The 25,799-nt window shown below is 63.6% G+C and carries 29 protein-coding genes; 9 read left to right on the plus strand and 20 right to left on the minus strand.

All coding sequences use genetic code 11. The annotated features are described in order from the left end of the window. The first annotated feature begins 74 nt into the window (after positions 1-74). Entirely contained in the window at positions 75-509 is a 435-nt protein-coding gene (locus ILT44_RS14190; protein WP_204240250.1) for a Ros/MucR family transcriptional regulator, read from the plus strand. 112 nt (positions 510-621) lie between these two features. Here ILT44_RS14190 and ftrA read toward each other — a convergent pair whose 3' ends face one another. Next, positions 622-1,614 (minus strand): transcriptional regulator FtrA, encoded by a 993-nt coding sequence (gene ftrA / locus ILT44_RS14195; protein ID WP_204240251.1) that lies wholly within the window; start codon positions 1,612-1,614, stop codon positions 622-624. 88 nt (positions 1,615-1,702) lie between these two features. On the opposite strand from ftrA, the gene ILT44_RS14200 reads away from it, so the two are divergent. After that, positions 1,703-2,137, plus strand: coding sequence for a rhodanese-like domain-containing protein (locus ILT44_RS14200; RefSeq protein ID WP_204240252.1), 435 nt, complete (start codon positions 1,703-1,705; stop codon positions 2,135-2,137). Positions 2,138-2,324: 187 nt separating this feature from the next. Further along, positions 2,325-3,293: a DUF6456 domain-containing protein gene (locus ILT44_RS14205; protein ID WP_204240253.1), complete on the plus strand. Its 969-nt coding sequence runs from the start codon at positions 2,325-2,327 to the stop codon at positions 3,291-3,293. Between the two features lie 115 nt (positions 3,294-3,408). On the opposite strand, the gene ILT44_RS14210 is transcribed toward ILT44_RS14205, so the two are convergent. After that, positions 3,409-3,864 (minus strand): SufE family protein, encoded by a 456-nt coding sequence (locus ILT44_RS14210; protein ID WP_204240254.1) that lies wholly within the window; start codon positions 3,862-3,864, stop codon positions 3,409-3,411. A 42-nt stretch (positions 3,865-3,906) separates the two neighbouring features. Then, on the minus strand, positions 3,907-4,230 hold the full coding sequence (locus ILT44_RS14215; RefSeq protein WP_204240255.1) for a hypothetical protein: 324 nt from the start codon (positions 4,228-4,230) through the stop codon (positions 3,907-3,909). A 370-nt stretch (positions 4,231-4,600) separates the two neighbouring features. On the opposite strand from ILT44_RS14215, the gene ILT44_RS14220 reads away from it, so the two are divergent. Both ILT44_RS14220 and ILT44_RS14225 read left to right on the plus strand, forming a co-directional pair. Further along, on the plus strand, positions 4,601-5,434 hold the full coding sequence (locus tag ILT44_RS14220) for a peptidoglycan-binding domain-containing protein (protein WP_204240256.1): 834 nt from the start codon (positions 4,601-4,603) through the stop codon (positions 5,432-5,434). Beyond that, a complete protein-coding gene (locus tag ILT44_RS14225; RefSeq protein WP_204240257.1) occupies positions 5,434-5,778 on the plus strand; it encodes a DUF1491 family protein in 345 nt (114 codons plus the stop codon). Before ILT44_RS14220 ends, ILT44_RS14225 begins: the two co-directional genes overlap by 1 nt. A gap of 19 nt (positions 5,779-5,797) precedes the next feature. Here the strand turns inward: ILT44_RS14225 and ILT44_RS14230 are convergent, their stop codons facing one another. The 6 genes from ILT44_RS14230 to ILT44_RS14255 all read right to left on the minus strand — a co-directional run bounded on the left by ILT44_RS14230 (position 5,798) and on the right by ILT44_RS14255 (position 11,925). Beyond that, a complete protein-coding gene (locus tag ILT44_RS14230) occupies positions 5,798-6,382 on the minus strand; it encodes a carboxymuconolactone decarboxylase family protein (RefSeq protein WP_204240258.1) in 585 nt (194 codons plus the stop codon). 80 nt (positions 6,383-6,462) lie between these two features. Further along, positions 6,463-7,482: a DUF2336 domain-containing protein gene (locus ILT44_RS14235; protein WP_204240259.1), complete on the minus strand. Its 1,020-nt coding sequence runs from the start codon at positions 7,480-7,482 to the stop codon at positions 6,463-6,465. Positions 7,483-7,983: 501 nt separating this feature from the next. Then, on the minus strand, positions 7,984-8,478 hold the full coding sequence (locus tag ILT44_RS14240) for a GNAT family N-acetyltransferase (protein ID WP_204240260.1): 495 nt from the start codon (positions 8,476-8,478) through the stop codon (positions 7,984-7,986). Positions 8,479-8,483: 5 nt separating this feature from the next. Beyond that, positions 8,484-9,047 (minus strand): DUF1254 domain-containing protein, encoded by a 564-nt coding sequence (locus ILT44_RS14245; protein ID WP_204240261.1) that lies wholly within the window; start codon positions 9,045-9,047, stop codon positions 8,484-8,486. Further along, positions 9,044-9,637, minus strand: a complete 594-nt coding sequence (locus ILT44_RS30880) for a DUF1214 domain-containing protein (RefSeq protein WP_204240262.1) — start codon at positions 9,635-9,637, stop codon at positions 9,044-9,046. The genes ILT44_RS14245 and ILT44_RS30880 overlap by 4 nt, the downstream gene beginning before the upstream one ends. Before the next feature lie 77 nt (positions 9,638-9,714). Continuing rightward, positions 9,715-11,925 (minus strand): transglycosylase domain-containing protein, encoded by a 2,211-nt coding sequence (locus ILT44_RS14255; RefSeq protein ID WP_204240263.1) that lies wholly within the window; start codon positions 11,923-11,925, stop codon positions 9,715-9,717. A gap of 215 nt (positions 11,926-12,140) precedes the next feature. Between ILT44_RS14255 and ILT44_RS14260 the strand changes: the two genes are divergently transcribed. After that, positions 12,141-12,635, plus strand: coding sequence for a YcgN family cysteine cluster protein (locus ILT44_RS14260; RefSeq protein ID WP_239468227.1), 495 nt, complete (start codon positions 12,141-12,143; stop codon positions 12,633-12,635). Between the two features lie 39 nt (positions 12,636-12,674). On the opposite strand, the gene ILT44_RS14265 is transcribed toward ILT44_RS14260, so the two are convergent. From ILT44_RS14265 to ILT44_RS14315, 11 genes are all read right to left on the minus strand, one after another. Further along, positions 12,675-13,601, minus strand: coding sequence for a manganese catalase family protein (locus ILT44_RS14265; protein ID WP_204240264.1), 927 nt, complete (start codon positions 13,599-13,601; stop codon positions 12,675-12,677). A 179-nt stretch (positions 13,602-13,780) separates the two neighbouring features. Continuing rightward, positions 13,781-15,175: a coiled-coil domain-containing protein gene (locus ILT44_RS14270; protein ID WP_204240265.1), complete on the minus strand. Its 1,395-nt coding sequence runs from the start codon at positions 15,173-15,175 to the stop codon at positions 13,781-13,783. 4 nt (positions 15,176-15,179) lie between these two features. Further along, the gene (locus ILT44_RS14275; protein ID WP_204240266.1) at positions 15,180-16,163 is read right to left on the minus strand and encodes a DUF6384 family protein; all 984 of its coding nucleotides are present in this window, start codon (positions 16,161-16,163) and stop codon (positions 15,180-15,182) included. Beyond that, positions 16,156-17,334, minus strand: a complete 1,179-nt coding sequence (locus ILT44_RS14280; RefSeq protein ID WP_204240267.1) for a hypothetical protein — start codon at positions 17,332-17,334, stop codon at positions 16,156-16,158. The genes ILT44_RS14275 and ILT44_RS14280 overlap by 8 nt, the downstream gene beginning before the upstream one ends. A gap of 147 nt (positions 17,335-17,481) precedes the next feature. Next, a complete protein-coding gene (locus tag ILT44_RS14285) occupies positions 17,482-18,564 on the minus strand; it encodes an AI-2E family transporter (protein WP_204240268.1) in 1,083 nt (360 codons plus the stop codon). A gap of 381 nt (positions 18,565-18,945) precedes the next feature. Then, a complete protein-coding gene (locus ILT44_RS14290; RefSeq protein ID WP_204240269.1) occupies positions 18,946-19,275 on the minus strand; it encodes a YMGG-like glycine zipper-containing protein in 330 nt (109 codons plus the stop codon). Between the two features lie 72 nt (positions 19,276-19,347). Further along, positions 19,348-19,926, minus strand: coding sequence for a DUF2939 domain-containing protein (locus ILT44_RS14295; protein WP_204240270.1), 579 nt, complete (start codon positions 19,924-19,926; stop codon positions 19,348-19,350). Positions 19,927-20,035: 109 nt separating this feature from the next. After that, positions 20,036-21,124, minus strand: a complete 1,089-nt coding sequence (locus ILT44_RS14300; protein ID WP_204240339.1) for a TRAP transporter substrate-binding protein — start codon at positions 21,122-21,124, stop codon at positions 20,036-20,038. A gap of 138 nt (positions 21,125-21,262) precedes the next feature. Continuing rightward, a complete protein-coding gene (locus ILT44_RS14305) occupies positions 21,263-21,430 on the minus strand; it encodes a sensor histidine kinase (RefSeq protein ID WP_204240271.1) in 168 nt (55 codons plus the stop codon). Continuing rightward, entirely contained in the window at positions 21,427-22,758 is a 1,332-nt protein-coding gene (locus tag ILT44_RS14310; protein WP_204240272.1) for an HWE histidine kinase domain-containing protein, read from the minus strand. The genes ILT44_RS14305 and ILT44_RS14310 overlap by 4 nt, the downstream gene beginning before the upstream one ends. Before the next feature lie 111 nt (positions 22,759-22,869). After that, the gene (locus ILT44_RS14315) at positions 22,870-23,064 is read right to left on the minus strand and encodes a hypothetical protein (RefSeq protein WP_204240273.1); all 195 of its coding nucleotides are present in this window, start codon (positions 23,062-23,064) and stop codon (positions 22,870-22,872) included. Positions 23,065-23,222: 158 nt separating this feature from the next. Between ILT44_RS14315 and ILT44_RS14320 the strand changes: the two genes are divergently transcribed. The 3 genes from ILT44_RS14320 (at position 23,223) to ILT44_RS14330 (ending at position 25,765) form a co-directional block, all read left to right on the plus strand. Beyond that, the gene (locus tag ILT44_RS14320; protein ID WP_204240274.1) at positions 23,223-24,248 is read left to right on the plus strand and encodes an endonuclease/exonuclease/phosphatase family protein; all 1,026 of its coding nucleotides are present in this window, start codon (positions 23,223-23,225) and stop codon (positions 24,246-24,248) included. A 188-nt stretch (positions 24,249-24,436) separates the two neighbouring features. After that, on the plus strand, positions 24,437-25,420 hold the full coding sequence (locus ILT44_RS14325; RefSeq protein ID WP_204240275.1) for a Y4kA family protein: 984 nt from the start codon (positions 24,437-24,439) through the stop codon (positions 25,418-25,420). An 18-nt stretch (positions 25,421-25,438) separates the two neighbouring features. Then, positions 25,439-25,765, plus strand: coding sequence for a hypothetical protein (locus ILT44_RS14330; RefSeq protein WP_204240276.1), 327 nt, complete (start codon positions 25,439-25,441; stop codon positions 25,763-25,765). Positions 25,766-25,799 lie beyond the last annotated feature (34 nt).

Raw genomic sequence — 25,799 nt, forward strand, 5'->3', positions numbered from 1 at the left:
GACGAGAATGCTCAAAGATAGGTTGAAATGCTTTTTTGAGCTACTCTACAGGGCCGGAAAGGAAGAAAATCAAAATGAGCGACAACATCGCTGCTTCGAACTACATTGAACTGGCTGCGGACATCGTGTCTGCTTATGTCAGCAATAATTCTGTTCCTTCATCGGATCTTGCGAGCCTGATCAACGATGTTCACTCGGCTCTTCTTCGTGTCGGGGGCGGCACGGTGGAAGTTCCGGTCGAGGCGCCCAAGCCCGCCATTCCGGTGAAGAAGTCCGTAACCCCGGACTACATCGTCTGTCTTGAGGACGGGAAGAAGTTCAAGTCGCTGAAGCGCCATCTGCGCACGCAGTATAACATGACGCCCGAGCAGTACCGGGAGAAGTGGGGTTTGCCCGTCGATTATCCGATGGTGGCGCCCAACTACGCCAAGGCCCGCTCCGAGCTCGCCAAGGAAATGGGCCTCGGCCAGCAGCGCCGGAAGCGCCGTTCCTCGCGCAGCGCCGGCTAGAGCACCGAACCCCAAAGTGGATCTGCACTTTTGGGCTCCATCCGATGCTTGATCCTTTGGGCAGCGCATCGCCCGATTGCTGAAATCAGCCGCCCCAGGGCGGCTTTTTTCGTTAAAGGGCTTTGCTGGGGACCGGGTTGATCCTTGCCTCCTGCGCAAAACGGTTTCGATAGGCCGCCGGACTGGTGCCGAGGCGCATCCTGAAATGATGGCGAAGCGCTGCAGCGGAGCCGAACCCGGTTGCGCCGGCAATGGCCTCGATCGAATTCCTGGTCGTCTCCAGCAACTCGCGGGCCCGGATCAGGCGCTCGATGAGCAGCCACTCGCCCGGCGGCATCCCCGTCGCGTCCTTGAACCGGCGCAGAAACGTGCGCATGCTCATGCCTGCCTCTGCGGCCAGCGCGGCGATCGGCTGCTCCTCGGCAAGCCGCTGCCGCATGCGATCGAAGAGGGGGGCAAACCTCACGCCTTCGCGGGCAGGCGGAACGGGGCGTTCGATGAACTGGGCCTGCCCGCCCTCGCGATGAGGCGGGACGACGAGACGGCGGGCCAGCCGATTGGCAATCTCGGGGCCGAAATCGGCGCGCACCACGTGCAGGCAGAGATCGATTCCGGCCGCACTGCCGGCGGAGGTCAGCAAGCGGCCCTCATCCACGTAGAGAACGTCGGGCTCCACCTCGATATCGGGATACGCCTTCGAAAGCTGCTCCACGTAATGCCAATGGGTTGTCGCGCGCCGGCCCGACAGAAGACCGGTTGCCGCCAGCACGAAGACGCCGGAGCAGATGGACATCAGCCGCGCGCCGCGTTCGTGGGCATTCCTCAGGGCTTCGACGAGGGCTGGCGGGACAGGCTCGGAGGAGGCCCCGCGCCAGCCAGGAATCACGATGGTGTTCGCCTGCTCCAGAAGTTCGAGCCCCCCATCCGCCATGATCTGGAAGCCGCCGATGGCACGTAAGGGGCCGGGCTCGATTCCGCAGACGGCGAAGCAGTACCAGTCGGCGCCCATCTCAGGCCTGGGCAGTCCGAAGATCTCAACGGCGATGCCGAATTCGAAGGTGCTCAGGCGATCATAGGCGAGGGTGACGACGAGACGATTTGGCATGATGTTTACGTCTATTGGCGAAAGCGCCACTTTCAACCATGACGCGTCCGCGGAAATCTGGCGATGGATTTTCCACAAGGAGGTTGTCATGCCAGCCAGTTCCATCGCCGCCATTCCCGCTGCCGCATCCGCCGACGCACAGGCGCATTTTGCGGCCCGGCTCTCCCTGGAGACCGACTGCGCCGACGTTCACGAGGCTCTGTTGAAGGGTCCTGTCGATTTCGTGCTCATCGATGCGCGCGGGCCCAACGCCTATGCCCGCAGCCATGTGCCGGGGGCGCTGAATCTGCCGCATCGGGACATGAATGTGGACCACATGGCAGCCTGGCCGGAGGCCACGCTGTTCGTGGTGTATTGCGCCGGACCGCATTGCAACGGCGCCGACAGGGCAGCGCTGCGGCTGGCTCAGCTCGGGCGTCCGGTGAAGCTGATGCTAGGCGGCATCACGGGCTGGGCCGATGAGGGGTTCGCCTTTGCCAAAGGGACCGAGCCCGGATCGCTGCAGGTCTCGTCCGCCGCTTGAAGCACCTGCGATCCCCTGTCGGAAAAGGCGGGGGATCATTGGGGCCTTTGTGCGGGCGGAACCGCGCAGATCCGACTTATCCTCATTGTTATCAACAGTTTTGAATCGCGTTGACAACTAGGAATATGGCCCCACTATCGTGGGTGGAAGGGGTACCCCTTCCTTACTTTATTTATGGGAACAAAACATGAACATTAAAGACGGCGATGCGGTTTCTGAAAGTATTGCCGCACCGAACATTTCAGTCCCGGCGGAGACCAAGGCGAAGAAGCGTCAAGGGCGTGCGAAGAACAGATCGCGTGGCAGGACCGACCGAGCGGCAGGCGATTCCCTGATCGTGGAGGCGAGGCGCCTGCTGGGTGTGCTTGGGCAACCGGAAACCTCGGCCTTTGTCGATCCGACGGATGAGTCGAGTGTGCTTATCCACAGGCGGCAATCGGGTGTTTCGGTTGGCGCGGGCCGCTTTGCTGCAGCGGCGGCGGAAGCCCTCGTGACTGCGGATCTCGCCTGCTGGCAGCCGGCATCCTCAGGTCGCAGGAGTCTGCTGGTGACGAAAGCCGGTGAAGCCCATTTGCGCCGGAGCGCCGCGCCCGGCAAGGACCTTGCCTTCCTGCATCAGCACCGCGCGACTGAAATCCGGGATGTGGAGACCGCCACGGGAACGGCCCGTGTCAGGGTCGATGCGGAAGAGAGCCCTCTCGACTGGCTGCGCCGGCGCAGGGACCGGAATGGGGAGCCGATGATCGACGAGGCGTCGTATCAGGCCGGCGAGCGCCTGCGCACCGACATCATGCTCGGCGGTCTGCTGCCGGGCGTGACGGCCCGCTGGGACGGCATGCCGAAAAGCAGCGGCCCTTCCTCTCCGGGGGAGGCCACCGACCGGATGGTTGCGGCCCGCCAGAGGCTTCGCCACGCCTTCGATGCTATGGGTGGGGATTTCAGCGACCTGCTCCTCGATCTCTGCGGCTTCCTGAAAGGGCTGGAGCAGATCGAGCAGGAGCGGCACTGGCCCGCACGCTCGGCCAAGATCGTGGCGCGTCTCGCTCTGTCGCGGCTTGCCGAGCATTACGGCATCGAAGCGAGTGCCCGTGGACCCGCCGCCTCGCGCGGCATCCGCACGTGGCGGGCGGTGGTGATCGAGGGCGGGCGGATTTGAGTCTCATCGTCCTCGTCATGGCCGGGCTTGTCCCGGCCATCCTGATGCAATGCAGCGCCGCACTTTACGGATCGGTATCACCGGCACATGGCCGGTGATGACGAGAGAAGCGTGTTTACGACGCCGCCAGCGCCATCTGCGCATCGCGGCGGATGCGCTCGACCATGGATCTGACGCCGTTCGACCGTTGCGGCGTCAGATGCTCGGACAAGCCGAGTCCCTTGAACAGAGCCAGGGCATCGGTGGAGAGGGCCTCGGCTGGCGTCTTGCCGTTGTAGAGGGAGAGGAGGAGCGCCACGAGCCCGCGCACGATATGGGCATCGCTGTCGCCGAGAAGATGCAGCACCGGCTTGCCGTTGGAGGAATCCATATGGGTCTGGAGCCAGACCTGGCTGGCGCAGCCCTGGACCTTGTTGGCATCGCTATACGCCTCGTCCGGCAGCGGCTCCATGAGCCGGCCGAGTTCGATCAGGTAGCGATAGCGCTCCTCCCAGTCGTCGAGCAGCTCGAAGTTGGAAATGATCTCGTCGATCGTCGGCAGCATGAAAAACCCATCGTGTCTGCCGGTCATATAACCATCGCCGGTCCGTTTGACGACGGAGGGACGCGGAAATTACGTGCGCGGCTTGGACGCGGCAGAGGCGCGGTCTTCGGGCCGCAGGGTATCCGCAGGTTTCGCGGGGCCGGGGAGCGATAAGCCTGACGACGCGACGATCTTGTCGACCACAGCCTGCTTGGCGCTGTCGGGCAGGGCCTTCCAGACGGTCTCCAGATGGCCCGGTCCCTCTGCGGCCGGTGCGGGTACCGGCGAGGCCGGCTCAACAGCTTTCGGCTTGAAGAACCCCTCGAGGGCAGCGGTGCCTTCGCCCTTCTGGCGCACCGGCGAGTAGTAGAAAATGACGCCGACGATCAGGATGAAACGGAGAATGGAAAACATAAGCTGCTGCGGACTGCCTGAAGCGAACAATGATGCAGCACCATAACGGAGTTGGGGCAGGCCGCGTAGGAGCGGCGTCGGGAATCTGGAAACAGGATGAATAAAACCTTGCGGCGCTCCGGTCGTCTCAAGCCATTGCAGGATAAAGAAAAATGTCCCAGGTTCTCGGCTGCGTCCGGGTTGCGGGGGATGGAGCGCACGTCACTCTGTGAAATCCTGCTCGGCCGGATCCCGCAATTAGGTTTCGCTTAAACGCCCTCTGTCAGGCTTCGCCACAGGAAGGTCAGGAGCAGGGTGTGTAGCCGTGGGCTTGTCCTTTTAGCTGCATGGTCCAAAACGAACCTCATCCTTCGAAGACGGAACGACCCCCTTGCGTGAAGCTTTCGCCGACCAGCCTGATGACGATATGGACCTCCCCGCCGTGGTGCGGCGCAAGGCGCCGGCAAGACCGGTGCAGAAACGGGCCGCCAAGCCCCAGCGCAAGCCCGGCCCGGCCGAGCGGGCGGCCGCCTTCATCCTCGGCCATCCCCGACAGATCCTCGCTGCCTTGCTCCTGACCGGATGCGGAGGCGCCATCGCCTGGAACGCCTTGGCCCTGCAGAGCAGCCGCCATCCCGCGCCTCTCTTCAACACGAGGGAGATCGTGCTCGCGCCGGAGCCCGAGCCCGAGGCTTCGCAGCCCCTGCCTCCGGTGCGTCCGGGAGCACAGCCGCATGGGGAACTGGCGGCGCCGATGTTCCACGAGGCCGTCGCGCCTCCACCGTCTCGGGAAACGGGTGCCGCCCCTGCATCGTCTGCGGCCGCTCCACATTCGCGGAGCCCGATTGCGGAGATGATCCGCAACAGCGGCCAGCCCGCCCCGGCTGCAGCGCCTCCTGCCCGGACCCAGCAACAGGCTCCTGCCGCTGCGCCTGCCACCCGCACGGCCGCGCGCGATCCCATTGCAGACATGATCCGCATGGGCGGGCCCGTGCCGGTGCCGCCTGCCAATGTCGGCCGGCCGGATCCCGGCGACACCGTGCTTGCGGGCCAGCGCGCTCTTGCGCGGCTCGGGTACAGCGTGAAGGTGGACGGCATGATGGGCTCCGGAACGCGGCAGGCCATCGAACGCTTCGAGCAGGACCGCCGCCTGCCGGTGACGGGGGAGTTCAACGCACGGACCGTCCGCGAACTCACCACGGCGTCCGGCATCGCGGTTCAGTAGTGTCGTCCCGCCTTCGCTCGGACTTCTGGGTCTCCGCCTATCTCCGCCGCTGTTCGGTGGAAGGGCTCGATGCCGCCCTGCGCAAGCGCGGCGCCGCCGAGGCTGGGGCGATCTTCGTCAAGGTCGATCACCTCGACGGCACGGCAAGCCTCTATGGCCCGGCGCCGCAGCTCTTCCTCGACGATAGCGGGGAGCGCCTGTTCGCTTCCATCCTGCAAGGCGTGATGCCTCTCGATGTGGAAGAGCGCATGACACGGGAACTGCGTTTCGATCCCGACCTCTGGCTCGTCGAAGTCGACGACAGGCAAGGTCGCCACTTCCTCGATCTTGCGCCGGATGACTAGTCTCGACAGTCCCGCTGCTTCAAAGGGCTCTGCCGACGGTCATCTTCGACCGGAATTCTTCGTCACTGTCGAGAAAGGCCGTTTCCGTTCCTGCCCCGACGGCGTCGAAGAACCGGCTGACAAAGCAGCGGAAGGCCGCGCACAGGGCGATGTCGCAGATCTGCTGGTCCGAGAAACCGACCGACCGCAGGCGTATGATGTCGCCTTCCGTGATCCGAGACGCGTCTCTTGCGATCTTCTCCGCGTAAGACAGCATCTCGACATCCTTTTCAGGCAATCCCGCCGATCGGAAGTCGGTCTGAACGGCAAGGACGGCTTTCTTCGATCCGAGATCGTCAATGAGCTGCTTGCTGTAGACCTGTGAGCAGTAAGTCGACGGGATGTGTTTTGCGGCAATCAGCGTGATCAGACGCCACTCCCGAAGACCGAGAGAAAAACCAGCCCGGATCCTGTCAGAGAAGTCGGTGTAGATCGGCAGCAGGTCGGACCGGGCGGTGAAGCACATGGCCGCCTCCATGACGAATCCCAGCTGCGCTCTCTGCCGCTCGTAAATCTCTGCAACCCTGCCGGTTGCGTGCTCTTCATCGATCGTTTGCAGGAACATCCGGGCCTCCGGTCGTCCTCAGGATGAGGGGCTTCAGTGGATCTATAAGGCTAGATGTTCCGGACAAGGCATCCGCCGACTTAACCGCGGTGATCTCGCGACAGCGCCCTCACGCCCAGGATCGCCTCGACGAGGGCAAGGGCGACGGGAGCGGGAATGTCCCGCACGTCCCGCGCCAGTTCCCTGATGACCGAGAGCGGATAGGACAGGGCAGGGTGCAGGGACAGGAAGATCCTGATCGCGTTCGTCCTGTCCAGACCGAGCGCCTTCAGGGCCAGCGCCAGAAGGCGGTGCCGTCCGATTTCGAGCACCCGCCACTCGGTCGGTGCCGGGAAGCAGAAGAACGCAGTGAGCAGGGTCTCCAACCGTTCGACATCGCCCTTGCGGCTTGCGCGGAGCAACTCGGCAATGTCCTCCTCGGTGAGTGAGCATGACAGGCTGAGGCGCCGCTCAGCGAGCAACGCCGACAGGTGTTCGCGGATCGTGGCGCGGCGCTCGGGTCCGGCGGCGAGATAGAGGGACGCCGCTTCGTCCGCCGGAAGATCGCTGCGATCGAGGAAGATGCGGGCGAGAGCAGACCGGTGACGCGCCCGCCGAAGCAGCTCTTGGAACGGGGCGGTGTCCGGCAGGACAGCCGGGTTGGCTGCAAGGCGTTCCTCGACGATCTCTTCGCCGAGCACCAGCAGCTTCCGGATCGTTGCAGGATCGAGATCCGGCCGGGCCGCAAGCTGCACGCGTTCAACGGGCGTCGCCAGCTGTCTACGGCTCACATCGGAGGACAGGTGCGCATCGCGATGCTGCAGCACCGACCGCGCCTCAGGCGAGTGGCGTGCGAGATATTCGAGAACCGAATTCGGGGCATCGGAACAGGGAGCCAGGATGCGGACAAGATCGAGAAGAGTCGCTGCATCCGCGCGCGGCAGGGAACCGAGCATGAGCATCTCGAAGGTTTCGATGCTCTCCCGGTCACGGGCGGGCGCGGCCGCAAACATCTCCGCATTCACTTTCAGGAGAGCGGCGCGCATGTCCGGCGTGGCGCTCTCGGAGGATCCGAAGCCCGACAGGTCCGACCAGAGATCCGGATTCGAAGAGGACGACATACGCAACTCGCTTGACCGCATTCGGGCGAAGGCTAGGGCGTGCCTCTTAGCGCATCTTTAACGGGTTCAGCATGCTTGGAATATGAGCATGTCTTGGCGGAACATAAGCGCGGCCGTGACTGTTGTTTTCATGTCAGGCTAGGCATTTTTCGTGAGGCCAAAGTCCGGCGGAAACCATCTGTTAACCATAGGTCTCTTTTTGTAGGTCAGTCATCGAGGCAGCCATTGGAACCATAACAGAGGAGGGTCAAATGCAAGACGTCTGGACGAGATCGCCAGGAGTGGTGATCGCATTCCCGGATATCAGCGAACGGCCACAGCGTCCGCATCTCCCGGTCAATGAGCCGAAGGGTGAGATCCTTCTCTTCACTGGCGTTCGTTATGAGCGGCCGTCGCCTAATCCGGGCCCATCCCGTCCCTATGCATCCAGCGGCCCGGGTCGTCGCCGCTCTTAATCGATTGATCGATTTTCAGTACCCATGAGGCGCCGTTAGGCGTCGATCAGGGCCTCGCCAAGTCGCGCATCATCAGCACAGCATCCGGTCCATAGCTTGCGATTTTTGCTTCCAAGCCCGGATCAGCGATCACGCGAAAGCCTGCCTTCTCCCAGAACGACCGCGACTGGTTCACGGCAACCAGCATGAGACTGCCGAACCCGGCCTCGCGCGCATGGACCGTCAACCGGTCGACGATTTGAGCGGCATGGCCCTGACCCCGTGCTTCCGGCAGCAGGGCGACATCGTGGATGTAGTAGGTGGTGGCGCAGGCTGGGATTTCACGCAGCAGCCGGTTCAGCGGCGGCGGCTCGCTGCGCCAGGGATGAGTCAGCGCGTAGCCGATGCTGCGCCCGTCCTCGATGAGCATGAGGCAGCCCTGGGGGTAAAGGCGCTGGCGCTCGGCCAGAACGTCCGGATCCTCCGGGTGGCTGACATGGATCACATCCGCGAGAGCCTGAACCTGGCCTAAGTCCTGCGGGGTCATGGGCCGCCAGGGCATGGGTCCTATCCGTCCTGCTCGGCCGTGCAGGACACCGCTTTTGCTAGATCCTCCGCCTGGGGCCTCAGGCTCGGAGCCGGCGCGACGACGCGGACGATGACGAAGCCCTGCAGCTCCGGCGCGACGATCCGGACATCGCGCGAGGGATCGTTTTCGTCCTCGGCCGCGCGGGCCTCGTCGAGCTGGCGGGCGGTCATGGCGACAATTTCGAGTTCGCCGCGCACGGCGGCACGATCCGTCACCGCGAAGAAAACGCCGCCCGTTTCCTTGTGAAACGAGAAGGAGAGGGGGAGCGAGCCTGTCTGAGCCGTGATGCGCATCGGACCGTTGCGAAGATCGAAGGCGCAGGTGGCCACCGCGACAGCCGGGTCGGGCCTGGGCAGCCATGTGTTCTCGCCGCCTGCCGGGGCGATGATCTGGGCCTTGTCCGCGGTCAGGGTCGACTGAACTTTGGCGAAGGCATCCTGCTCGGCCAGGTAGGGGCTGGCCAGGATGGCAGCGATGTGCACCCCCACGGCGATAACGAGGCCGGAAAGGGTGGCGACGACGAAACGGCCGAACCCTCTCATGTGCCGCACTCCAGGCGTTGGATCACAGGGAAATCGCTCTTCTCGAGGTTGGCTGCTCCGGCGCCGGGTGGATCGTAGAGGCGCAGCGCGATCGTGAAGGGGCCTCCACTGGGAAGCTGGAGCCAGTTGCCCGGCTGCGCCTCGCGGGACAGGGCGATGGAGAAGCGATCCTGAGTATCGCGCAGCACTTCCGCGGAGGTGAAGCTTTTGCGTCCGAGGGTCGTGGCGGGCAGGCGCCCGGCCTGATCGTAGAGGGTCAGGGTCCAGACGCGGGCGATGGGAGCCACCGGGCCGAGGGTGTAGGAACAGGCGGAGTCGAGCGGTCTGCCGTCATTGTCCATGCTGGCTGTAAAGCCCAGCCCTTCACCTGTCGCGAGAGGAACGTCGCTGCGCTGCGCGATGATGGCGCGCATATAAGGATCGGCCTCGGGGGCGCCGAGTTTGGGCCATGCCTTCCACGGGCCTAGCCGAAGGCTGCCGAAGGGAGGATCGCCGTTGACGGCCCAATAGGCCGAACCCAGCCCGAGGCCCAGCCCAAGGAGGAGCGTGTAGACGACCAGGAGGACTGTAGGGACACGTCGGATGGACACGGACAGGGATGGCCTCGATGGGGGGCGCATCGAAGCGGCCGCTGGAGCGTTCGTCAAGAGAGCCTCTGTCTGCATGATCAGGGCATGGCGATCTGGCGGGGTGTATTCACAGCCGCCGAGCTGCCTCGCGGTTCCGGCGCCTTGCCCAGGGTGACGGAGCGGTCGACCGACTGGAACAGGGTGCCGATTCCGCCGAGCACCTCATAGGACTTGCGCGACAGCGTGCCTGCGAGGAAGGCCTGCGAGGGCGACTGGGCCTGATCCGCCGCCGGACGGTTGGCGGAGGCCACCCGGTTGGCATTGGCCGGGCTGGCGCCGGGGATAGGCCGGATTTCCACATTCTGGTGGGCGAGGTTCATCACCTCATGCCACGTCAATGCCGGAAGCGTGCCGCCGGTCATCTCGTTCATGGGGGTGGAATCGTCGTTGCCGTACCACACGGCGGCCGTCATGTTGCCCGTGAAGCCGACGAACCAGGCGTCCTTGTAGCCGTTTGTGGTGCCGGTCTTGCCCGCGGTGGGAATGCCTTCAAGGGCAGCCCGCTTGCCGGTGCCTTCCTCCACCACCTTGTTGAGCATGAAGTTCATGTCCTGAACCACGCGGGTGTCGAGCACCTGCTTCGGGGGAGTGTCCCGGTCATGGCGGTAGATGACTTCGCCGGACGAACTGCGCACCTCCCAGGCTGCATAGGGGTCAGCCCGCTTGCCGCCATTGGCGAAGACCGCATAGGACGCCGCCATGTCGATCGGGGTCACTTCTGCGGCGCCGATGGGCAGGGAGCTTGAATCCGCCAGCGGATGGGTGAGGCCCATGCGCTTGGCCGTGTCGATGATCACGGCGCGGCCGGCCTTGGCGTTGCCTTTGCCGATCTCCAGGGACATGCGCACCGGAATGGAGTTGATCGAACGCGCCAGGGCCGAAACCAGGGGCATGGAACCGGAGAAGGAGCGGCCATAGTTCTGCGGACACCAATTGCCCAGGCAGATCGGCTGGTCGACCACGATCGAGTTCGGACGCAGCTTGGGGTTGGTGGTCAGCGCCGCCGCATAGACGAAGGGCTTGAAGGAGGAGCCGGGCTGGCGCAGGCCGCCGGTGGCGCGATTGAACTGGCTCTGGCCGTAATCCCGCCCGCCGACAACGGCGCGAACAGCTCCGTCCACATCCATGACCACGATGGCGCCTTGGCCCACCTTGTACTGGCGCCCGTGCTGGCGAAGCATGTTCTCGAGGGTCTGCTCCGCGTGACGCTGGAGGGCGGTATCGAGCGGCGTCTTCACGATCAGAACCCGCTCGTTGCCGAATTTCTTCTGGGCGGCAACAGCCTTCACCTGCTCAAAGGCCCAATCGAGATAGAAGTCGGGGGTCGTCTCGCGTTCGCGGTTGACCGGGGTGGCCGGATTGCGTCGCGCAATCTGGATCTGGCCTTCGGTCAGGAAACCTGCCTCGACCATGTTGCGCAGAACCTCGTTCGCCCGGGCGCGGGCGGCCGGGAGGTTCACATGGGGCGCGTACTTGGTCGGGGCCTTGAACAGGCCGGCCAGCATAGCGGACTCGGCGAGGGTCAGTTCCTTGGCCGGCTTGCTGAAATAGTAGTCCGCCGCCGCCACCACTCCGTGGGCGCCGCCGCCCATATAGGCGCGGTCGAGATAGAGCTTGAGGATCTCGTCCTTGGTCAGGTGGAATTCGAGCCAGAGCGCCAGGAAGGCTTCCTTGATCTTGCGCTCGAGCGACCGCTCGTTGGTGAGAAAGAGGTTCTTCGCCAGCTGCTGGGTGATGGAGGAGCCGCCCTGGACCACGCCGCCGCCCTGGGCATTGACCAGGAGGGCGCGGAAGGTGCCGATGGGATCGATGCCCCAGTGGTCGTAGAAGCGTCGGTCTTCCGTCGCCAGCGCCGCCTTGATCATGTAGTCGGGGAAATCCTCAAGCTTGTAGGAATCGTCGAGGTGGAGGCCGCGCCGCCCGACCTCCTGGCCGTAGCGGTCGAGGAACGTGACCGCGAGGTCCTGGGTTTTCAGCCAGTCATCCTCCGTCTCCCGGAAGGCCGGGAGGGCAAGCGCCAGCATGATGACCGCGCCCAGGGTGCCCAGGGTCGTCGCCTCGCTCGTCAGGTCGAGGATGAGCCGTGGGGCGCCGCGGAACCGCAGGCACTTCATCTTTTCCGAATACCATTCCCAGGCCGTCGCAAGGCCTCGGCCGCTCTGGAACAGCGTCGAATTGAGCCAGGCATCGAACCAGAGCGCGGCACGCTTGACCCGCGTCGAGAAAGGGAGGGGAGGCTGCTGGCTCACGGCGGTCCTTCGAGGCAGGTCAGGAGGCCTGACTGCCCCCTTATGATTGTTGAATTCCTTAACGGCAACGCTGAAGCGTGGCGAGGCTGATATATATAACTCAGAACCTTGTTTGTAGGTTCACACAGATTTACCTCTTAAGGGCTAGAGGCTGCCGAGACGTGCGGTTTAGCACCCTCCTTCAAACCGCCGCAAAGGGAAGTCAAAGCGCCCCCATGCCAAATGCCGCATCCGTCATCCGATCCCAGCTGGAGGAGCAACCCTTCTGGCGTATAAAGTCCCTCGAAGCGATGAGCCCCGAGGAATGGGAAAGCCTGTGCGATGGCTGCGGGCGCTGCTGCCTGGTCAAGCTGGAGGACGAGGACACGGCCGAGGTGATGTACACCAATGTGGGCTGCACCCTCCTCGACGATCAGACCTGCCGCTGCCGCGATTACCCGAACCGGCAGGCCAAGGTGGCCGATTGCGTGCGCCTGACGCCGCAGGCGGTCCGTACGCTCTCCTGGCTGCCCCAGACCTGCGCGTACCGTCTGCTGGCGGAGGGGCGGGACCTGTACTGGTGGCACCCGCTCGTCTCCGGCGACCCGGAGACGGTGCATGCGGCCGGCATCTCCGTCCGCGACCGTGTGGCCGGGCCGGAGGAGAACTTCAGCATCGCCGAACTCCTGGAGCGTATTACCGACTGGCCGATGGAAGACCCGGAGGCCTGAGCGGATGGGGAAAGGGCTGGCGCCCTTTCCCGCCAATCCTCAGCGTGACGCCTTGTAGAGCTTCGTAGCGATCTCGAACATTTCCTCCGGCGCATAATCCGGAGTGAAGGCCGACGGTACGCCCGTGAGCTGATGGATCTTGCCGCCCTCGGGCATCCCTTCCACGATCTCGAGTTCTCCCGGAGGATCATCGGGTAGGGCCACCTCGCCATTGCTCCAGATGCCCGCCATCTCTCTGTAGTCGTCCGGGCTGAACGTGTAGAGGCGCCGGTGGGAGCCTTCCTCAAGGTACTTCTGGCATTCAGAGATGTTGCCGAGCGGGATGTTGGGGGTCGGGAGCATCTTCTCGATCTCGACGCCTGTGATCTTCTTCAGCGCCAGCGCGTAGGCATGGGCGTGGACGGATCCACGGACCAGAAGATAGCCGCAGACTTCGCGCCCGGTCGGGTCTGTCAGCGTCTCGTAGACGCGCAGCTTATGCAACCTGGCACCGCATTCGAGATGGAAATTGTGCAGGAGATCGAGCACCACGTTGCCGGTCGTGGTGATGAAATCATTGTTCCAGGAATGGCCGTTGCTGTTCACCGGCATGGCGCCGCCGCCGCCGGACAGGAACGCTGCGGCGAGACGGATATCCTTCATGTCTTCAAAGGGTGCGTCGGAAATGTCGGCGCCGCCGTCTTCATCGTCATTGGCATCGTCCGGCCCGTTGTTCAGCATGGCGACACCGTTGCTGACCAGCTCCACATGGCCGAGTTCTTCCGCTGTGATGGCTGCGACCAAGCTGTAGAAGGGACGAAGCTTGCTCTTGCTGCGGAAGTTGAAGCTCTGGAACATGTAGTTCCCAAGGGTGGACATTTCTCCGTATTTGCCGCCGAGAAGTTCCTGAAGGGCCGCAGCGGCGTTCGGGTCCTGACGCTTCGGTGCCGGAAGATCGATTTGGAGTTTATCGACGCGTAGGAACATGGCAGATCCTCCCTTGTGGGTAAGATCGAGAAACCTGCCAGTGCTCGGCGGGTTCCGGAGCGACACTTCGCAATCTGCGCTGGCGCTGCTTTTTCCGGAAGTCAGAAATCCGGGCTCATAGCGGCTTGGTGTCAGAAGATGATCGTTCTCAGCTGTCGGCCTGAGTTCAGCCTCTCCTGTCAGAAAGACCCTCCGGTCCTGAAGCCACCGTCCCCGCCGAATGACCCACCCGTTCCGAAGCCTCCGGGCTGAGGGAACGGGATGCCGCCGCCGAAACCGGAATCCCAGGGGCTGGGGCCGTGATGGAAGCCGCCGCGCAGGACCTGTCCCAGGATGGCCCCGCCGATCGCCCCGGTGAGGACGCCGCCCAGCACATTGCCCAAGGCAGCCTCGTTGCCGAAGGTGCCGTATGGGGTGTCGTAGCCCTGGCTGCGCAGCTCCTCCCATTCCTGTTCGATCATCGCTCGCCGCTGGGCCGTCTCCTTGAGCTGGCGGTGAGCATCCACGGCCTGGCGCAGCGCCCGGTTGATCATCACGTCGGTGGCCTGGATGCGGCGCACGATCGCCTCGTCCTGGGGCGTGGGTGTGCGCAGCGCTTCCTCGTAAAGCTGGTTGAGGTCCTCTCGCTCGTCCGCAGCCGCCAGCAATGCGATGGCCTCCCGGTAGGGAGCATCCCCTTCCAGCACCGAGGCATCGTGGCTGCGGTCCAGCTCGCCGAGCGCGGCTCGGGCCTCGGTAAGCCCCCGCTCGGCGTCATCCACGGCCTCTTTGTTCCGAGCCGCTTTTTCCTCCAGGGGCGGGATACCGGCAGCCACGAGGGCCTGACGCTCGAGAGCGGTCAGCCGGTCTCGGACAGTCCGGAGATCATCGATGATCCTGCGGGCATGCTCCCGCAGCTTTTCTGGAATCTCGTTGAGGAGAGCGTAGTTGGCCCGCGCCTTGTCGTAGCCGACGACGCGCGCCACGAGGCGGTCCATAGTGCGGGTCAATGGGCTGGCCCGATAGGCGGCCGTGCCGAACTTCCGCTGCCACAGATACATGAACAGCGGATCGGCTTCGTAAGGGCGGCGCTTCTCGTCTCGGTCGGCCTCCGCCTGCACGGCCTTCTTTTCGGCCTGCTGGGCCTGTCCGGTGATTTCGGCCACCTTGGCACGGGCCGCGATCCATTGAGGGTCGGCGCTGATCTTGGCCTCCACATCCCGGCGCAGGGCTTCGACCTGGCCCAAGGCCTGTTCCAGGGTGTCTACGGCGGCCTGGCGTCGTGCGTCGGCCTGTCTCACCTGCTCCTCGGCCTGACGACGCCGCTCCGTCAGCTGCCGCAAGGCCTCCTGGCGGCTGTTGAGCACGTTCAGCGCCTGCCGTTCGGCAGCATCCAGCTGGCCGACGACCTGGTCCTGCCTGATGGCGTCGAGCTTCAGCCGCGCCAGGTCGCGGAACGCTTCCGTGCGCTGGATCCGCAGGCGGCCGACCTCCTCGGTGGTCCGGGTATAGGCGAGCTCGCACTGCGCCTCCTGCTGGCGGGCCTTCTCGATGGTCTGTTCGATCTGCGCGAGTGCCTGCCGTCCCGAAATCATCGCCCTACCATTGTGTGATCGCACCATTGAGAACCGGCATCTGATATTCTACGTCGAGCTGGCCCCGGCGCTTCTCGCCCAAGCGGTTGCGCTGCACGATGCCGTCATCGCTCTTGTCCCGCTGCACCTGCATGGCCGTAGCCTCGCTTACGCGCACGCCCCATTTCGACGCCGTCACGGTGCGGCCATCCTCTTCGCTCGTGATCGGCAGGCTGAGGACGCGCCCGTCGGGAGCGACCGCCTCCACGATCAGATAGTAGTTCCGGCCTGACGGGTTGCGGTCGGGCACGCGCCAGACGCCCGTTGGTTCGCCAGGACGGGAGACGATGCGCAGCACGTATTCGCGCCTCAGGTTCGCACGCAGGATCTCCAGGTCGTTGAGGGCCTGCCGGGCTCCGTTGGCGTCGCTGCGCGCAACAGCAGCCTTGCCGTCAGCCAGGATCCGATCGGCCCGCTCCCGCGCCGCCGGCACCTGCGCCTCACGCAGCACGTCCTCGTGGCCCTGCTCCAGGGCCAGCGGCAGCCTCTCGGTGAGTTCGATCCGGTTGCGCTCGGCTTGGGCCTGCTCCTCGGCCGCCCTCTGACGGGCAGGCTGGACCACACCGAACTGATAGGCGCCCCATCCGAACGCCAACAGTGCCAGCAGCGCCAGCAGGCGCCGTCCAACCCGCCCCCGGTTGACCCAGGCCCGCGCCACGGTACGGGCGAAGCTGGGGCCGGGCGGAGTGTAGACGAAGCGCTGCTCCTTGAGGGCCTGCACGCCCTCCTGCAGGATGCGGTCGGGAACCTCGATGCCTTGGCCGTGATAGATCTCGCGCAGCCGCTGCAGCAGCTGCGCGTCGCGGTCCCCCTCGCTGAGCTCGCGGCTGACGAGGTTCTCCTGGTGGCGGAGCGTGTCCACCACGTCCATCGCGAGCATCACCTCGTCGAGGTTCCGGGGCGGGCTGGCGGGCAGGCTCGCGGGCGGTGTGGCAGCCATCTCAGCCATTGGCCGGCAGCGCCTGTCCTTCCGCCACGAGGCGCGCGATGCGCCGCTTGCCGTCCTCGACCGCGTCGCGGATCTCGGCCGAGTTCTGCGTCGAGAGCCGCCGCATCTCGCCGATGATCTCCTGGGATCGCTCCTGGAACGTGATCACCGAGTCCACGAGCTTCTTGACCGCATCGGCCCGGATGCTCGGGCCGTAGCCGGCCTTCACGGCGGCCTCGCCGACCTGATCCCCGATCTCGGCCAGCACCTCCAGGCTGCGGGAGACACCCTCTTTCATCTCGTTCAGGGTCTGGGTCGACTCGTTCAGGCCGAACATGCCGGTGAACGAAGCTTTGAGCGCGGTGAACACCGAGTCGTTGGTCGAGAAGAAGGAGACCGCCTGGGCATAGACGCGCTCCTTGGCGTTCGTCATCTGCATCAGGCGCGCCATGATCACTTCGGATGTATTGTAACCGATCGTCAGGTTGTCGGAGAGGTCCTTGGCGATCTGGTAGCGCTTCTCCTCGTCCTGGGTGCGGCGCAGATGTTCGTCGCGGGTGAGCTCGAGCCGGGCGCGCTCGGGGACTTCCGTGCCCTGGAAGTTCACCACGGCATCAGACGCCTTCTGCAGACCCGCTTTGGCGGCTTCGAGCTTCTGCTCGGCGGTCCGCAGCACCTCCAGGGCCATGACCTCGGCGTGCTTGAGCGCGCCGCGGAAATCACGGTAGGCATCGAGGATGATCTGCTCGCGCTCGATCTGGTCCTTGGTCGACCGGGTCACGTCGAGATAGACTTCCTTGATCTTGTCGAAGCGGTCCGCGACATCGCCCCGCGACACCTTCATCCAGACGTTGTTGATGCGCTCGAAGAAATCGATCTTCTGGTCGTCCAGCTGGTCGACCATCTTCTTCGTATCGTCACGGATGGAGTTGAAGGATTCCGTGATCTCGCGGTAGCGCTCGCCGATCTCCATGGCCTGGGTCTGCTCGCGCACCACCTCGTTGAACACACTGGTCTGACCGAGGGTGCGGGCGATGATCACGATCCTGTCCTGATCCAGGTCCGAGATCTTCTCCAGAAGGCCGTTGATGGGAGCGTCCATGGCCTGCGGAGGGATGATCCCAAGCTCCCGCAGGGCCGATGTCGCCTTGTCGAGATATTGCATGGGGGTCTTTACGACGATGTCGGACATGGCATCTCCTCCGAACCAGAGCGCGGCCTTTCAGCCGTTCTGAAAAATTACCAACGCAATGCGTGATTTGGTGGCAGTGAAAGCACAGCGGTCTAATGTGCAATCGGATCGAGGGTTCCCGGGCTGCTGCAGCCGGGCCTTGCGAGCCTACGAGCCGGCCTCTTGCGAGCTGTCGCGTTTGCTCTCGCCTGGAACCTCCGTCTGCTCGCCGAGGGTTTCCCGGACGTAGAGCTTCTTCACCAGAACATAGGTGACCACCGCGAGGGGGAAGCCGAAGATCAGGCCGAGGGTGCCGAACAGGACGCTGCCGATCAGGATGGCGAACAGCGCCAGGGCGGGCGGGACGCTGATGACGCTTCTCGCCACCAGGGGGAAGATGACGTTGCCTTCGATCTGCTGGATTGCGAGCACGGCGAGGATGGTCCAGAGAGCCGTCTCTCCGCTGACGCTGAAGGCGATCAGGACCGCAGGAAGCGCGCCCAGGATCGGACCGAGGAAGGGGATGAAGTCCGCGAGCCCTGCAATCAGCCCGAGCGCTATGGCCGAAGGCAGGCCGATCAGCCAATAGGCGAGGGTGGACAGAACCGCGACGCAGGCCATCGCGATCAGCTGAGACGTCAGCCAGAGCCGCAGGGCCTGCCCCGAGGCGTGCAGCGAGCTTTCCACCCGCTCATGGTGGCTGATGGGAAACAGCTTGACGAAGCCCTGCTCGTAGAGGCGCGGCGCCGCGGCGATATAAAGGCCGGCGATCACCACGAGGATGAAATCCGCCAATCCGTCCAGGATCGCGCCGCCGATCCCGGCGAGACGTGCCGCCATGCCGCCCGTCGGAGCGTTGTTCATGATCTCGGCCAGGTCATCGCTGACGGCGCCGAGACCCAGGTTCTTGGCAAAATTGTCGACTGCGAAAGGCAGCCGCTCCACCACGTTGGAGAACTGCGCCCGAACCTGGGTTCCGAAGAGGGCGATGATGGCAAGAAAGGCGACGAAGATGATGAGGCTCGCAACGGTCAGGCTCCATCGCTCCGGCACCCGCAGGTAACGCACCAGGGCTTCGGCGGCTGAATGCAGCAGAATGGCCACCAGGATGGCACCGAAGGCCAGCAGCAGAACATCCGCCAGTTTCCACAGCAGAAGAGCAAACACCACGAGACCGAGCGCGATGAGCATCTTTCGGATGAACTCCGCATCTCCCATGAAGCCACGCAGGGAACGGTCTCGGTCATTCATCGTTTACAGCCTCACCTTGCCCGCTTTGACAATGGAAACGGCGAAGCTTGGTTCCCTCAATTGTGGCAATTGTAGTCACCAAGCAATTGTTGGCTATACCAACATAGCTTGACTTTAGTACCCCAAAATATTGTGGAACGTTATGTACTAATCAAAGTTGTTCTAGCATGGAGGGAAGTGAAATGACCTCGCATATTATCTGTTTTATGCTTGGGACAATCTTTCCGATCGCGACGGTGGGTTGGCTTTTTACCCACTAACGCTCGGCGTGCGTCCCGGACATCTGAAGACAACATGCTTTGACGAATCTGACGATGAGCATGGAAAAGCCTACCTGAACCGTTCAGGTAGGCTTTTCCATGCTCCCGAGATCCGCCAGACTTACCGAACGACCTCGGTGCAGGATTGGTTGCCGGAGATGTCCACGCTGCAGGTGCGTTGGCGAATGGATCCGGTTGTCGTGATATCCGGGACGACGACCGCGCCCGACGTGGATTGCGCCTTCGCATTCTGCTCAGTGACGCCGCCTGCGATGCCGCCGACGCCCGCGCCGATCACGGTCCCCACGGGTCCACCCATGATCGCCCCGGTCACGGCGCCGGTAGCGACACCTGCAGCCGTTCCTTCCTGGGCCGAGGCAAGTTGAGGCATGATCAAGAGTGCAGTTGCAGACAATCCGATAGCAAGTTTACGCATTACATCGACCTTCATCAGGATATCTTATAACAAATAACGTGATTGCAACGCTTCAGGTTCCTCGTAGCACAAGGACATGGCCCATCTCTACTTGGATGCGGCGGCGGCTCGCTTGATCAATTCTTCCCGGAGAGGACTGGGAAGATCGATCCCCGTCAGGCGCCACGTCGTGCCGCTCAGGCGCATGTCGATCCTGAACTGACGGTCTCTGGGCTCGTCCGGCGTGAGCGGGATCGTGATGGCCCGGAAGCCCTGGGATTCCGAGGCAATGAAGATCTGCCAAGCCCTGTGCAGGGATCCTGGATCGAAGGTGATCGGCGTTGCGCCCGCCTCTCCTCCGGTCTGCCGCAGCTGCCCGTCCTCCACGAGGTCGATCAAGGCCTGAGGCGTGACGAGCTCCTCCAGGACAGGATTGAGGGTCCCGGCTCCTGCCTGAGCGGCGACCTGCCGGTTGAGAGGGCCGAGATCCTGGGCTTTCAGGTATTCGCCAAGAATTTGCTGGGCGAGGGAGACGCGCAGGGCATTGAAATTGACGCGCTCCGAGATCCGCGCGACGTCCCTGGCCTCGACAGCCTTGGAGAGGTCGTATAGCGCGACGAAGGGCGAGACCGTGAAGATGCCCCAAGCCAGAAGAAGGAAAAAGCTGATCCGGAAAGTCCAGCGCATCGTCTCTCCGCATCCAGGAAGTACGAGAGCCGCCTCACATAGAGGGTATCCGGCAAGAAAAAAGGGCGACCTTGCGGCCGCCCCTTCTCGAGATCGATGTGAACGGCACTTAGCCGCGGGCGCGGGCCCGGACCATGAAGGTGTCGAAGGCGTATTCGGCCACTTGGAACCACAGGTATTCCTCGTTGCGGAAGGCGCGGACGCTTTCGTAGATCTTCTTGAAGTCGGGGTTCTTGGCCGAAACCTCGTCATAGACCTCGTTGGCGGCCTTGTAGGCTGCTTCGAGGATCTCCTGCGAGAACGGACGCAGCTGGGTGCCGGCGCCGAGGAGGCGGCGCAGAGCCGCCGGGTTGCGGGCGTCGTACTTGGCCAGCATGTCGTTGTTGGCGTAGCTCGAAGCCGTGGTCAGGATGGCCTGATACGACTTCGGGAGTTCTTTCCACTTTGCCTGATTCACGAACAGGTGGATCGAAGGACCGCCTTCCCAGAAGCCGGGATAGTAGTAGTACGGCGCGACTTTCGAGAAGCCGAGCTTCTCGTCGTCGTAGGGACCGACCCACTCGGCGGCGTCGATGGTGCCGCGCTCGAGCGACGGGTAGATGTCGCCGCCGGGGATCTGCTGCGGCACGGCGCCGAGCTTCTGCATGACCTGACCGGCGAGGCCGGCGATGCGCATCTTCAGGCCCTGCAGGTCGGCGACCGTCTTGATCTCCTTGCGGAACCAGCCGCCCATCTGCACGCCGGTGTTGCCCGCAGGCATGCCGTACATATTGTGCTTGGCGTAGAACTCGTTCAGCAGGTCGTTGCCGCCGCCGTGATAGAGCCAGGCATTCTGCTGGCGGGCGTTCAGGCCGAAGGGCAGGGCGGTGCCGATGGCGAAGGTCGGATCCTTGCCGAAATAATAGTACGAGCAGGTATGGCCCAGCTCGACGGTGCCACCACCCACGGCGTCAGCGATCTGAGGCGTGCCGACGATTTCACCGGCGGCGAACGGCTGGATCTGGAACTTGCCGTCCGTCGCTTCGGAAACGAACTTAGCGATGGTTTCAGCCGCGCCGTAGATCGTGTCGAGCGACTTGGGGAAGCCGGACTGCAAGCGCCACTTGACCTCCGGCATCGACTGGGCAATCGCCGGAGCGGCCACCGTGGTTGCGGCAGCGCCGACCGCGGCGGTCTGCAAAAACTGACGACGTTTCATAAAACAAACTCCTCCCTCTGGGGTCGTGACCTCGTCACTTGGCGCCTATTGACACTAAATCCGGTTCCGTCCGCAAGAAGTCTGGCGGCAGTATCGACTAATGACCTATGCGCTTCTTGAAAACCCGTGCGGCTCTGCTCAGCAAAGAGGCACATCGATCGTGCAGACCAGCCCCCTGGGCTCAAAGATCAGGCGGACCTCGCCGTTGAGCTCCCGCGCCAGGCCTTCCTGAATCAGGCGCGAGCCGAAGCCCTTGCGGGTCGGAGCGACGACAAGCGGCCCCCCATGCTCCTCCCAGCGCATCACGAGACGCTGTCCGGCCAAGGTTTCGAGGGTCGACCAGGAGATATGGACTCGGCCGTCGGGAGCGCCCAAAGCGCCGTACTTGACTGCGTTGGTGCACAATTCGTGCAGGGCCATTGACAGGCTGAGTGCCATGGGCGGCGCCACGCGCAGATCCGGCCCGTCGATCCTGATCCGGCTGCAGTCGTCGGCCAGGTCGCGATAAGGGCAAAGGCCTGGGTGACGATCTCGCCGAGGCTCGCGCCTTCCCAGTTCTCCCGGGTGAGGAGGTCATGCCCCCGGGCCAGGGCGAAAAGGCGGGCCTCGAAGATGGCATGGAGGCCAGGCTGATCCTGCAAGCTCCCGGTTTTCAGCCCGCGGAAACTCTGGGAGGCCAGGGATTGAACGGTCGCGAGAGTGTTCTTCACCCGGTGGTTGAGCTCGTTGATCAGAAGCCGCAGGCGCTCTTCCGACCGCTTGTGATCGGTGATGTCGATCTGGATCCCGTCCCAGACGATGCCGCCGCCCTCGAGGTGCCGCGGGGTCGCGATGATGCGGTGCCAGCGGGTCTCTCCGGTCCTGGCGTGCCGGATCTCGAACTCCTCCTGGCACTCCGTGATGTCGCGAAGGCTCTCCAGCCGCCGCGCCAGCATCCGGTCCCGGTGCTCCGGGAGCACGAGGCTGTAGAGCAGATCGGGATTGGCCTGAGCCTCCTCCGCAGGAACGCCGGTCAGCCTCTCGCAAGTCCTGGACACGTAGAGAACCCTGCGGGCGTGGTATTCCGGCGAATGGTTCGTCTGGTAGAACATGCAGGCGGGCGCGTTGTTGGCGAGCGCGCTCAGGCGCGCCTCGCTGGTGCGCAGCTCCTCCTCCGCCCGCCGGCGCTCCGTCCAGTCCCGGAAGCTGACGCCGATGCCGCCGTTATAGGGGAAGACGTGAAACTCCAGGTGACGCCCCGGGCGGCCGACAGCCTCAGCCTCGAAGGAGACGGAGGTGCCGAAGAGGAAGACCTCCTCGTAGCGGCGGCGCAGATCCGTGCCCTCGGATTTGGGGAACATGTCCCAGATCACCTTGTGGAGCATCGTCTGGCGCGGAAGGTCGAAATAGGTTTCCGCCGCGCGGTTGATGTAGCTGAAGCGCCAATGCTCATCGAGGGAGTAGAAGGCGTCCCCGATGCCCTCCAGCAGCACCGAGAGCTGGGCGTTGACCTTCGTCTCGACCGTATGGGCGAGCGCCTGCTGCAGGGCGACGTTCAGCGCTCCCCGCGGACTGGCGGAGATCGAAGCCACGAGATCGCTGGTGAGTTGTTCCAAATCGAAGGATGCGGCCAAGACAGGGTTGGGCAAGCTCATGATCTGAAACATAATCACGGTTTCAAGGCATAGGCAACGTACTAACGTGTCCTATGGTTAGTTTTTGGATGCCCGGGTGCGCAACCGCACAGGAGCGCGATCCCAGATCGATCAGGATTCCGGCTGAACGGGGTTTTTGTCGAAGGATGAGCTCTTCGGGATGCTGAAGGCCTCGGCGGCACAGATCAGGGTGAAGAGCGCGACCACGCCTGCGATCTCGGCGAAGCTGACAAGCGTGGAAGACAGGTCGCCCACAAGGGCGAAGGCCCCCGTGACGAGCGCGACAATGGTAGCCCAAAAGATCATGGGCCTTCTCCCCGGCAAAGCTTGGTGCGGCTATGGAACGCATTTCTATCCAAAATGTTCCTAAAGCCAAGCTAAAAGATTCCTGGGCATCAGGTTTTTTCGACAGAAGTGCTACGCCATAAACTGTAGAGCCTATAACGGTTTTTTAAAGACCTGCCATGCGCCCCTTGATCGATCGGATCGTGCCGGATCTCCAAGCGCCCGAGGGCGCCTTGCTGGAGGAGGCCCGGCACGCCGCGCCGCAGCAGGACGCCCACCGCGACCTCATCCGGCGCATTCCCGCCCTGCAGGCCATCGAGCAGGGGGCGCCGGCTCCCGCGAGCCCATGGCCCGGCCCGCTCAGGGTCGCGGCGTTCAATGCGGAGCGCCTCAAGAACCGCCCGGCCGTCCGGAGCCTCATGAGGCGGGCCGGCGCGCAGGTGACCCTGCTCAGCGAGGTCGATCTGGGCATGGCGCGCTCCGGCAACACGCACAATATCCGCGACCTGATCGAAGGATCGGGGGAGGGATATCTCTACGGCGTCGAGTTCGTCGAGCTCGATCTCGGGAGCACCGACGAGGTCGAGCTGTTCGCGGGACGGAACAATGCCCAAGGCCTGCACGGCAACGCCATCGTCACCGGTCTTGCACTGGAGCGACCGCATCTGATCCCGCTCGAGGAGAACGGCCTGTGGTTTCCCGGGATCAAGGGAGCCCAGCGGCGCATCGGCGGACGGATGGCGCTGGCCGCCCGCGTGGCCGAGGCCCCACGGCCTCTATGGCTCGTCAGCACGCATCTCGAAAGCAAGACCGACCCGGCCGACCGGCAGGCGCAGATCGGCGCCCTGCTGCGTGCCTTGGACGAGATCGCTCCGAACGAGGCCTGCGTGATCGGCGGCGACTTCAACACGAAGGCCCTGCCGCGCGGGGAGGACGAACGCCGTCGCCTGCTGGAAGCGCCCGAGCGCGACGAGCCCCTGTTCGACGACCTGCGCGCGGCCGGCTTCGAATGGCAGCACGCGAACCTCGCCCTGCCGACCCAGAGTCCGGGCCCCGTGAAAAAGCACGAGCCACCCTTCGCAAAGCTCGATTGGCTTGTCGTACGAGGGCTCGAAGCGAGCAACCCGCAGGTGATCCCGGCCGTCGACGGCGAGGGCAGGGCGGTGTCGGACCATGAGATGATCGCGGTGGATGTCCACTTCTGAGGTTCGCTCAGAAGTAGTAATGCCACGGGGCCGCCAGGGGCAAAATGATATTCGAAAGAACTTGGGGAAAGGTATGCATAACCTATGGTTGAAAAATCCGAGTTGTGATCTGCTCGGCTTGACTGCAGAGCGTACCCTGGATCCGACAAGTGGACAGGTCGCCAAAGGCAGCCGAAGGGGGAGCAATAATGAGCAGTTGCGTTCCTGCCCGCATGGCCCTTGTCCTGGCGCCTTTCCTGGGATCGTGCGCCATTCATCCCGTTCCTGAGGACGTGGCCGTTCCCACTCTGGAAATCGTGAAGCAGATCCGGTGCGAGACCCGCCAAGCCGTCTTCGACTCGGCCGTTGGCTGGCTTGTGAACGACAGGGATGTCGATGCGGACTCAAAAAGCATCGGAGCCACGTTCTACAACACCAAGCGTCCGATCAGCGAGTTCCATCCGAAGCTGTTCAAGGGGCCCGTCAACACGGTCCTCAGTCTCTTCTGGAACACCGGTGTGGCCTACAACTATTCCTTCGAGATGACGGAGACGAACAACGTCAACACGGAGCTCAATTTCCTGAAGCCGCTCACGAACTCCAGAAGCCTGGGCTTCAAGGCCGGGGTCGACCGGGAGCGGCAGAACATCAGATCCTTCACCGTTACGGACACCTTCAGCAAGCTGATCTCGGAAGTGCCCGCCAGCTACTGCCAGGGCAAGATCGTCTCGGCGAACTATGCCTATCCGATCGCAGGCCGGATCGGCATGGCTGAGGTGGTCCAGACCTTCGTGAACCTGACCCTGCATGGCGGCCTGGGCCCCAAGGCCGGAGAGGCCGCCGGGCCGCCGACCATGGTGGACGAGCTCGGGTTCACCACGACGGTATTTGGATCGGCGACGCCAAAGGTCGTTTTCTCTCCGGTTGGCAACAACCTCGCTCTTACGGACGTGTCCTTCAACGCGGAACTCAAGCGGAAGGATTTTCACAAGGTCACCGTCGGTCTGGCGCTGCCGACGGCAGTGCAGGCGCAGGTCGGGCCGATCCGAAACGCCCTGTTTTCGAACACCTTCTTCGGCCGCCTTCTCACCGCTTCGGGCGGGCCGACGCAGCAGGCTGCGGCCGAGGTCGTGAATCAGGTTCTCACGCTGCGCGCCCTGGACAGCAGAAGGACCATCGTCATCAGCGAATAGTCACGAGGGAGAAGTGTCATGACACAGCAAACGAAGATCGAAGACGCTCCGACACCGATCTATCCGAAGGGACCATCGAAGATCCCGCTGGATTCCATTTTCCGGTTCATCGGACTGCTCCGGAAGCATGGCCAGACTTCGCAGTTCAGGAAGGAGGCCGAGAAAGCTGGAGCCTTCGTCACGGCCGATCCGGAGACCGTGAAATTCATCAAGGATTTCGTGGCCGCAAATTCGAAGATGCGCATGGATCCGCTCGGAGCCAAGGTGATCAGGCCGCCGGTTGCGACGGCTGCGATCAAGACGCTGGCTGCCGATCAAGGTCAGCATACGTGCACCTTCAAGTAAAAGGACACGTTGCTTAACGCCACCTTATGGAAAC

The sequence above is a fragment of the Microvirga arvi genome (assembly GCF_016892765.1).
Lineage (GTDB): Bacteria > Pseudomonadota > Alphaproteobacteria > Rhizobiales > Beijerinckiaceae > Microvirga > Microvirga arvi.

Bases quoted from the DNA above. Each gene is read 5' to 3' on its own strand.
- ILT44_RS14210 (WP_204240254.1), bottom strand. From the start codon at position 3,864: ATGACCGGCAGACACGATGGGTTTTTCATGCTGCCGACGATCGACGAG.
- ILT44_RS14285 (WP_204240268.1), bottom strand. From the start codon at position 18,564: ATGAATGACCGAGACCGTTCCCTGCGTGGCTTCATGGGAGATGCGGAG.
- ftrA (WP_204240251.1), bottom strand. From the start codon at position 1,614: ATGCCAAATCGTCTCGTCGTCACCCTCGCCTATGATCGCCTGAGCACC.
- ILT44_RS14275 (WP_204240266.1), bottom strand. From the start codon at position 16,163: ATGGCTGAGATGGCTGCCACACCGCCCGCGAGCCTGCCCGCCAGCCCG.
- ILT44_RS14330 (WP_204240276.1), top strand. From the start codon at position 25,439: ATGACACAGCAAACGAAGATCGAAGACGCTCCGACACCGATCTATCCG.
- ILT44_RS14325 (WP_204240275.1), top strand. From the start codon at position 24,437: ATGAGCAGTTGCGTTCCTGCCCGCATGGCCCTTGTCCTGGCGCCTTTC.
- ILT44_RS14190 (WP_204240250.1), top strand. From the start codon at position 75: ATGAGCGACAACATCGCTGCTTCGAACTACATTGAACTGGCTGCGGAC.
- ILT44_RS14235 (WP_204240259.1), bottom strand. From the start codon at position 7,482: ATGTCGTCCTCTTCGAATCCGGATCTCTGGTCGGACCTGTCGGGCTTC.
- ILT44_RS14265 (WP_204240264.1), bottom strand. From the start codon at position 13,601: ATGTTCCTACGCGTCGATAAACTCCAAATCGATCTTCCGGCACCGAAG.
- ILT44_RS14300 (WP_204240339.1), bottom strand. From the start codon at position 21,124: ATGAAACGTCGTCAGTTTTTGCAGACCGCCGCGGTCGGCGCTGCCGCA.
- ILT44_RS14295 (WP_204240270.1), bottom strand. From the start codon at position 19,926: ATGCGCTGGACTTTCCGGATCAGCTTTTTCCTTCTTCTGGCTTGGGGC.
- ILT44_RS14310 (WP_204240272.1), bottom strand. From the start codon at position 22,758: ATGAGCTTGCCCAACCCTGTCTTGGCCGCATCCTTCGATTTGGAACAA.
- ILT44_RS14205 (WP_204240253.1), top strand. From the start codon at position 2,325: ATGAACATTAAAGACGGCGATGCGGTTTCTGAAAGTATTGCCGCACCG.
- ILT44_RS14200 (WP_204240252.1), top strand. From the start codon at position 1,703: ATGCCAGCCAGTTCCATCGCCGCCATTCCCGCTGCCGCATCCGCCGAC.
- ILT44_RS14315 (WP_204240273.1), bottom strand. From the start codon at position 23,064: ATGATCTTTTGGGCTACCATTGTCGCGCTCGTCACGGGGGCCTTCGCC.
- ILT44_RS14260 (WP_239468227.1), top strand. From the start codon at position 12,141: ATGCCAAATGCCGCATCCGTCATCCGATCCCAGCTGGAGGAGCAACCC.
- ILT44_RS14290 (WP_204240269.1), bottom strand. From the start codon at position 19,275: ATGAAGGTCGATGTAATGCGTAAACTTGCTATCGGATTGTCTGCAACT.
- ILT44_RS14230 (WP_204240258.1), bottom strand. From the start codon at position 6,382: ATGTTCCTGCAAACGATCGATGAAGAGCACGCAACCGGCAGGGTTGCA.
- ILT44_RS14215 (WP_204240255.1), bottom strand. From the start codon at position 4,230: ATGTTTTCCATTCTCCGTTTCATCCTGATCGTCGGCGTCATTTTCTAC.
- ILT44_RS14240 (WP_204240260.1), bottom strand. From the start codon at position 8,478: ATGCCCTGGCGGCCCATGACCCCGCAGGACTTAGGCCAGGTTCAGGCT.
- ILT44_RS14270 (WP_204240265.1), bottom strand. From the start codon at position 15,175: ATGATTTCGGGACGGCAGGCACTCGCGCAGATCGAACAGACCATCGAG.
- ILT44_RS14245 (WP_204240261.1), bottom strand. From the start codon at position 9,047: ATGAGAGGGTTCGGCCGTTTCGTCGTCGCCACCCTTTCCGGCCTCGTT.
- ILT44_RS14320 (WP_204240274.1), top strand. From the start codon at position 23,223: ATGCGCCCCTTGATCGATCGGATCGTGCCGGATCTCCAAGCGCCCGAG.
- ILT44_RS14280 (WP_204240267.1), bottom strand. From the start codon at position 17,334: ATGTCCGACATCGTCGTAAAGACCCCCATGCAATATCTCGACAAGGCG.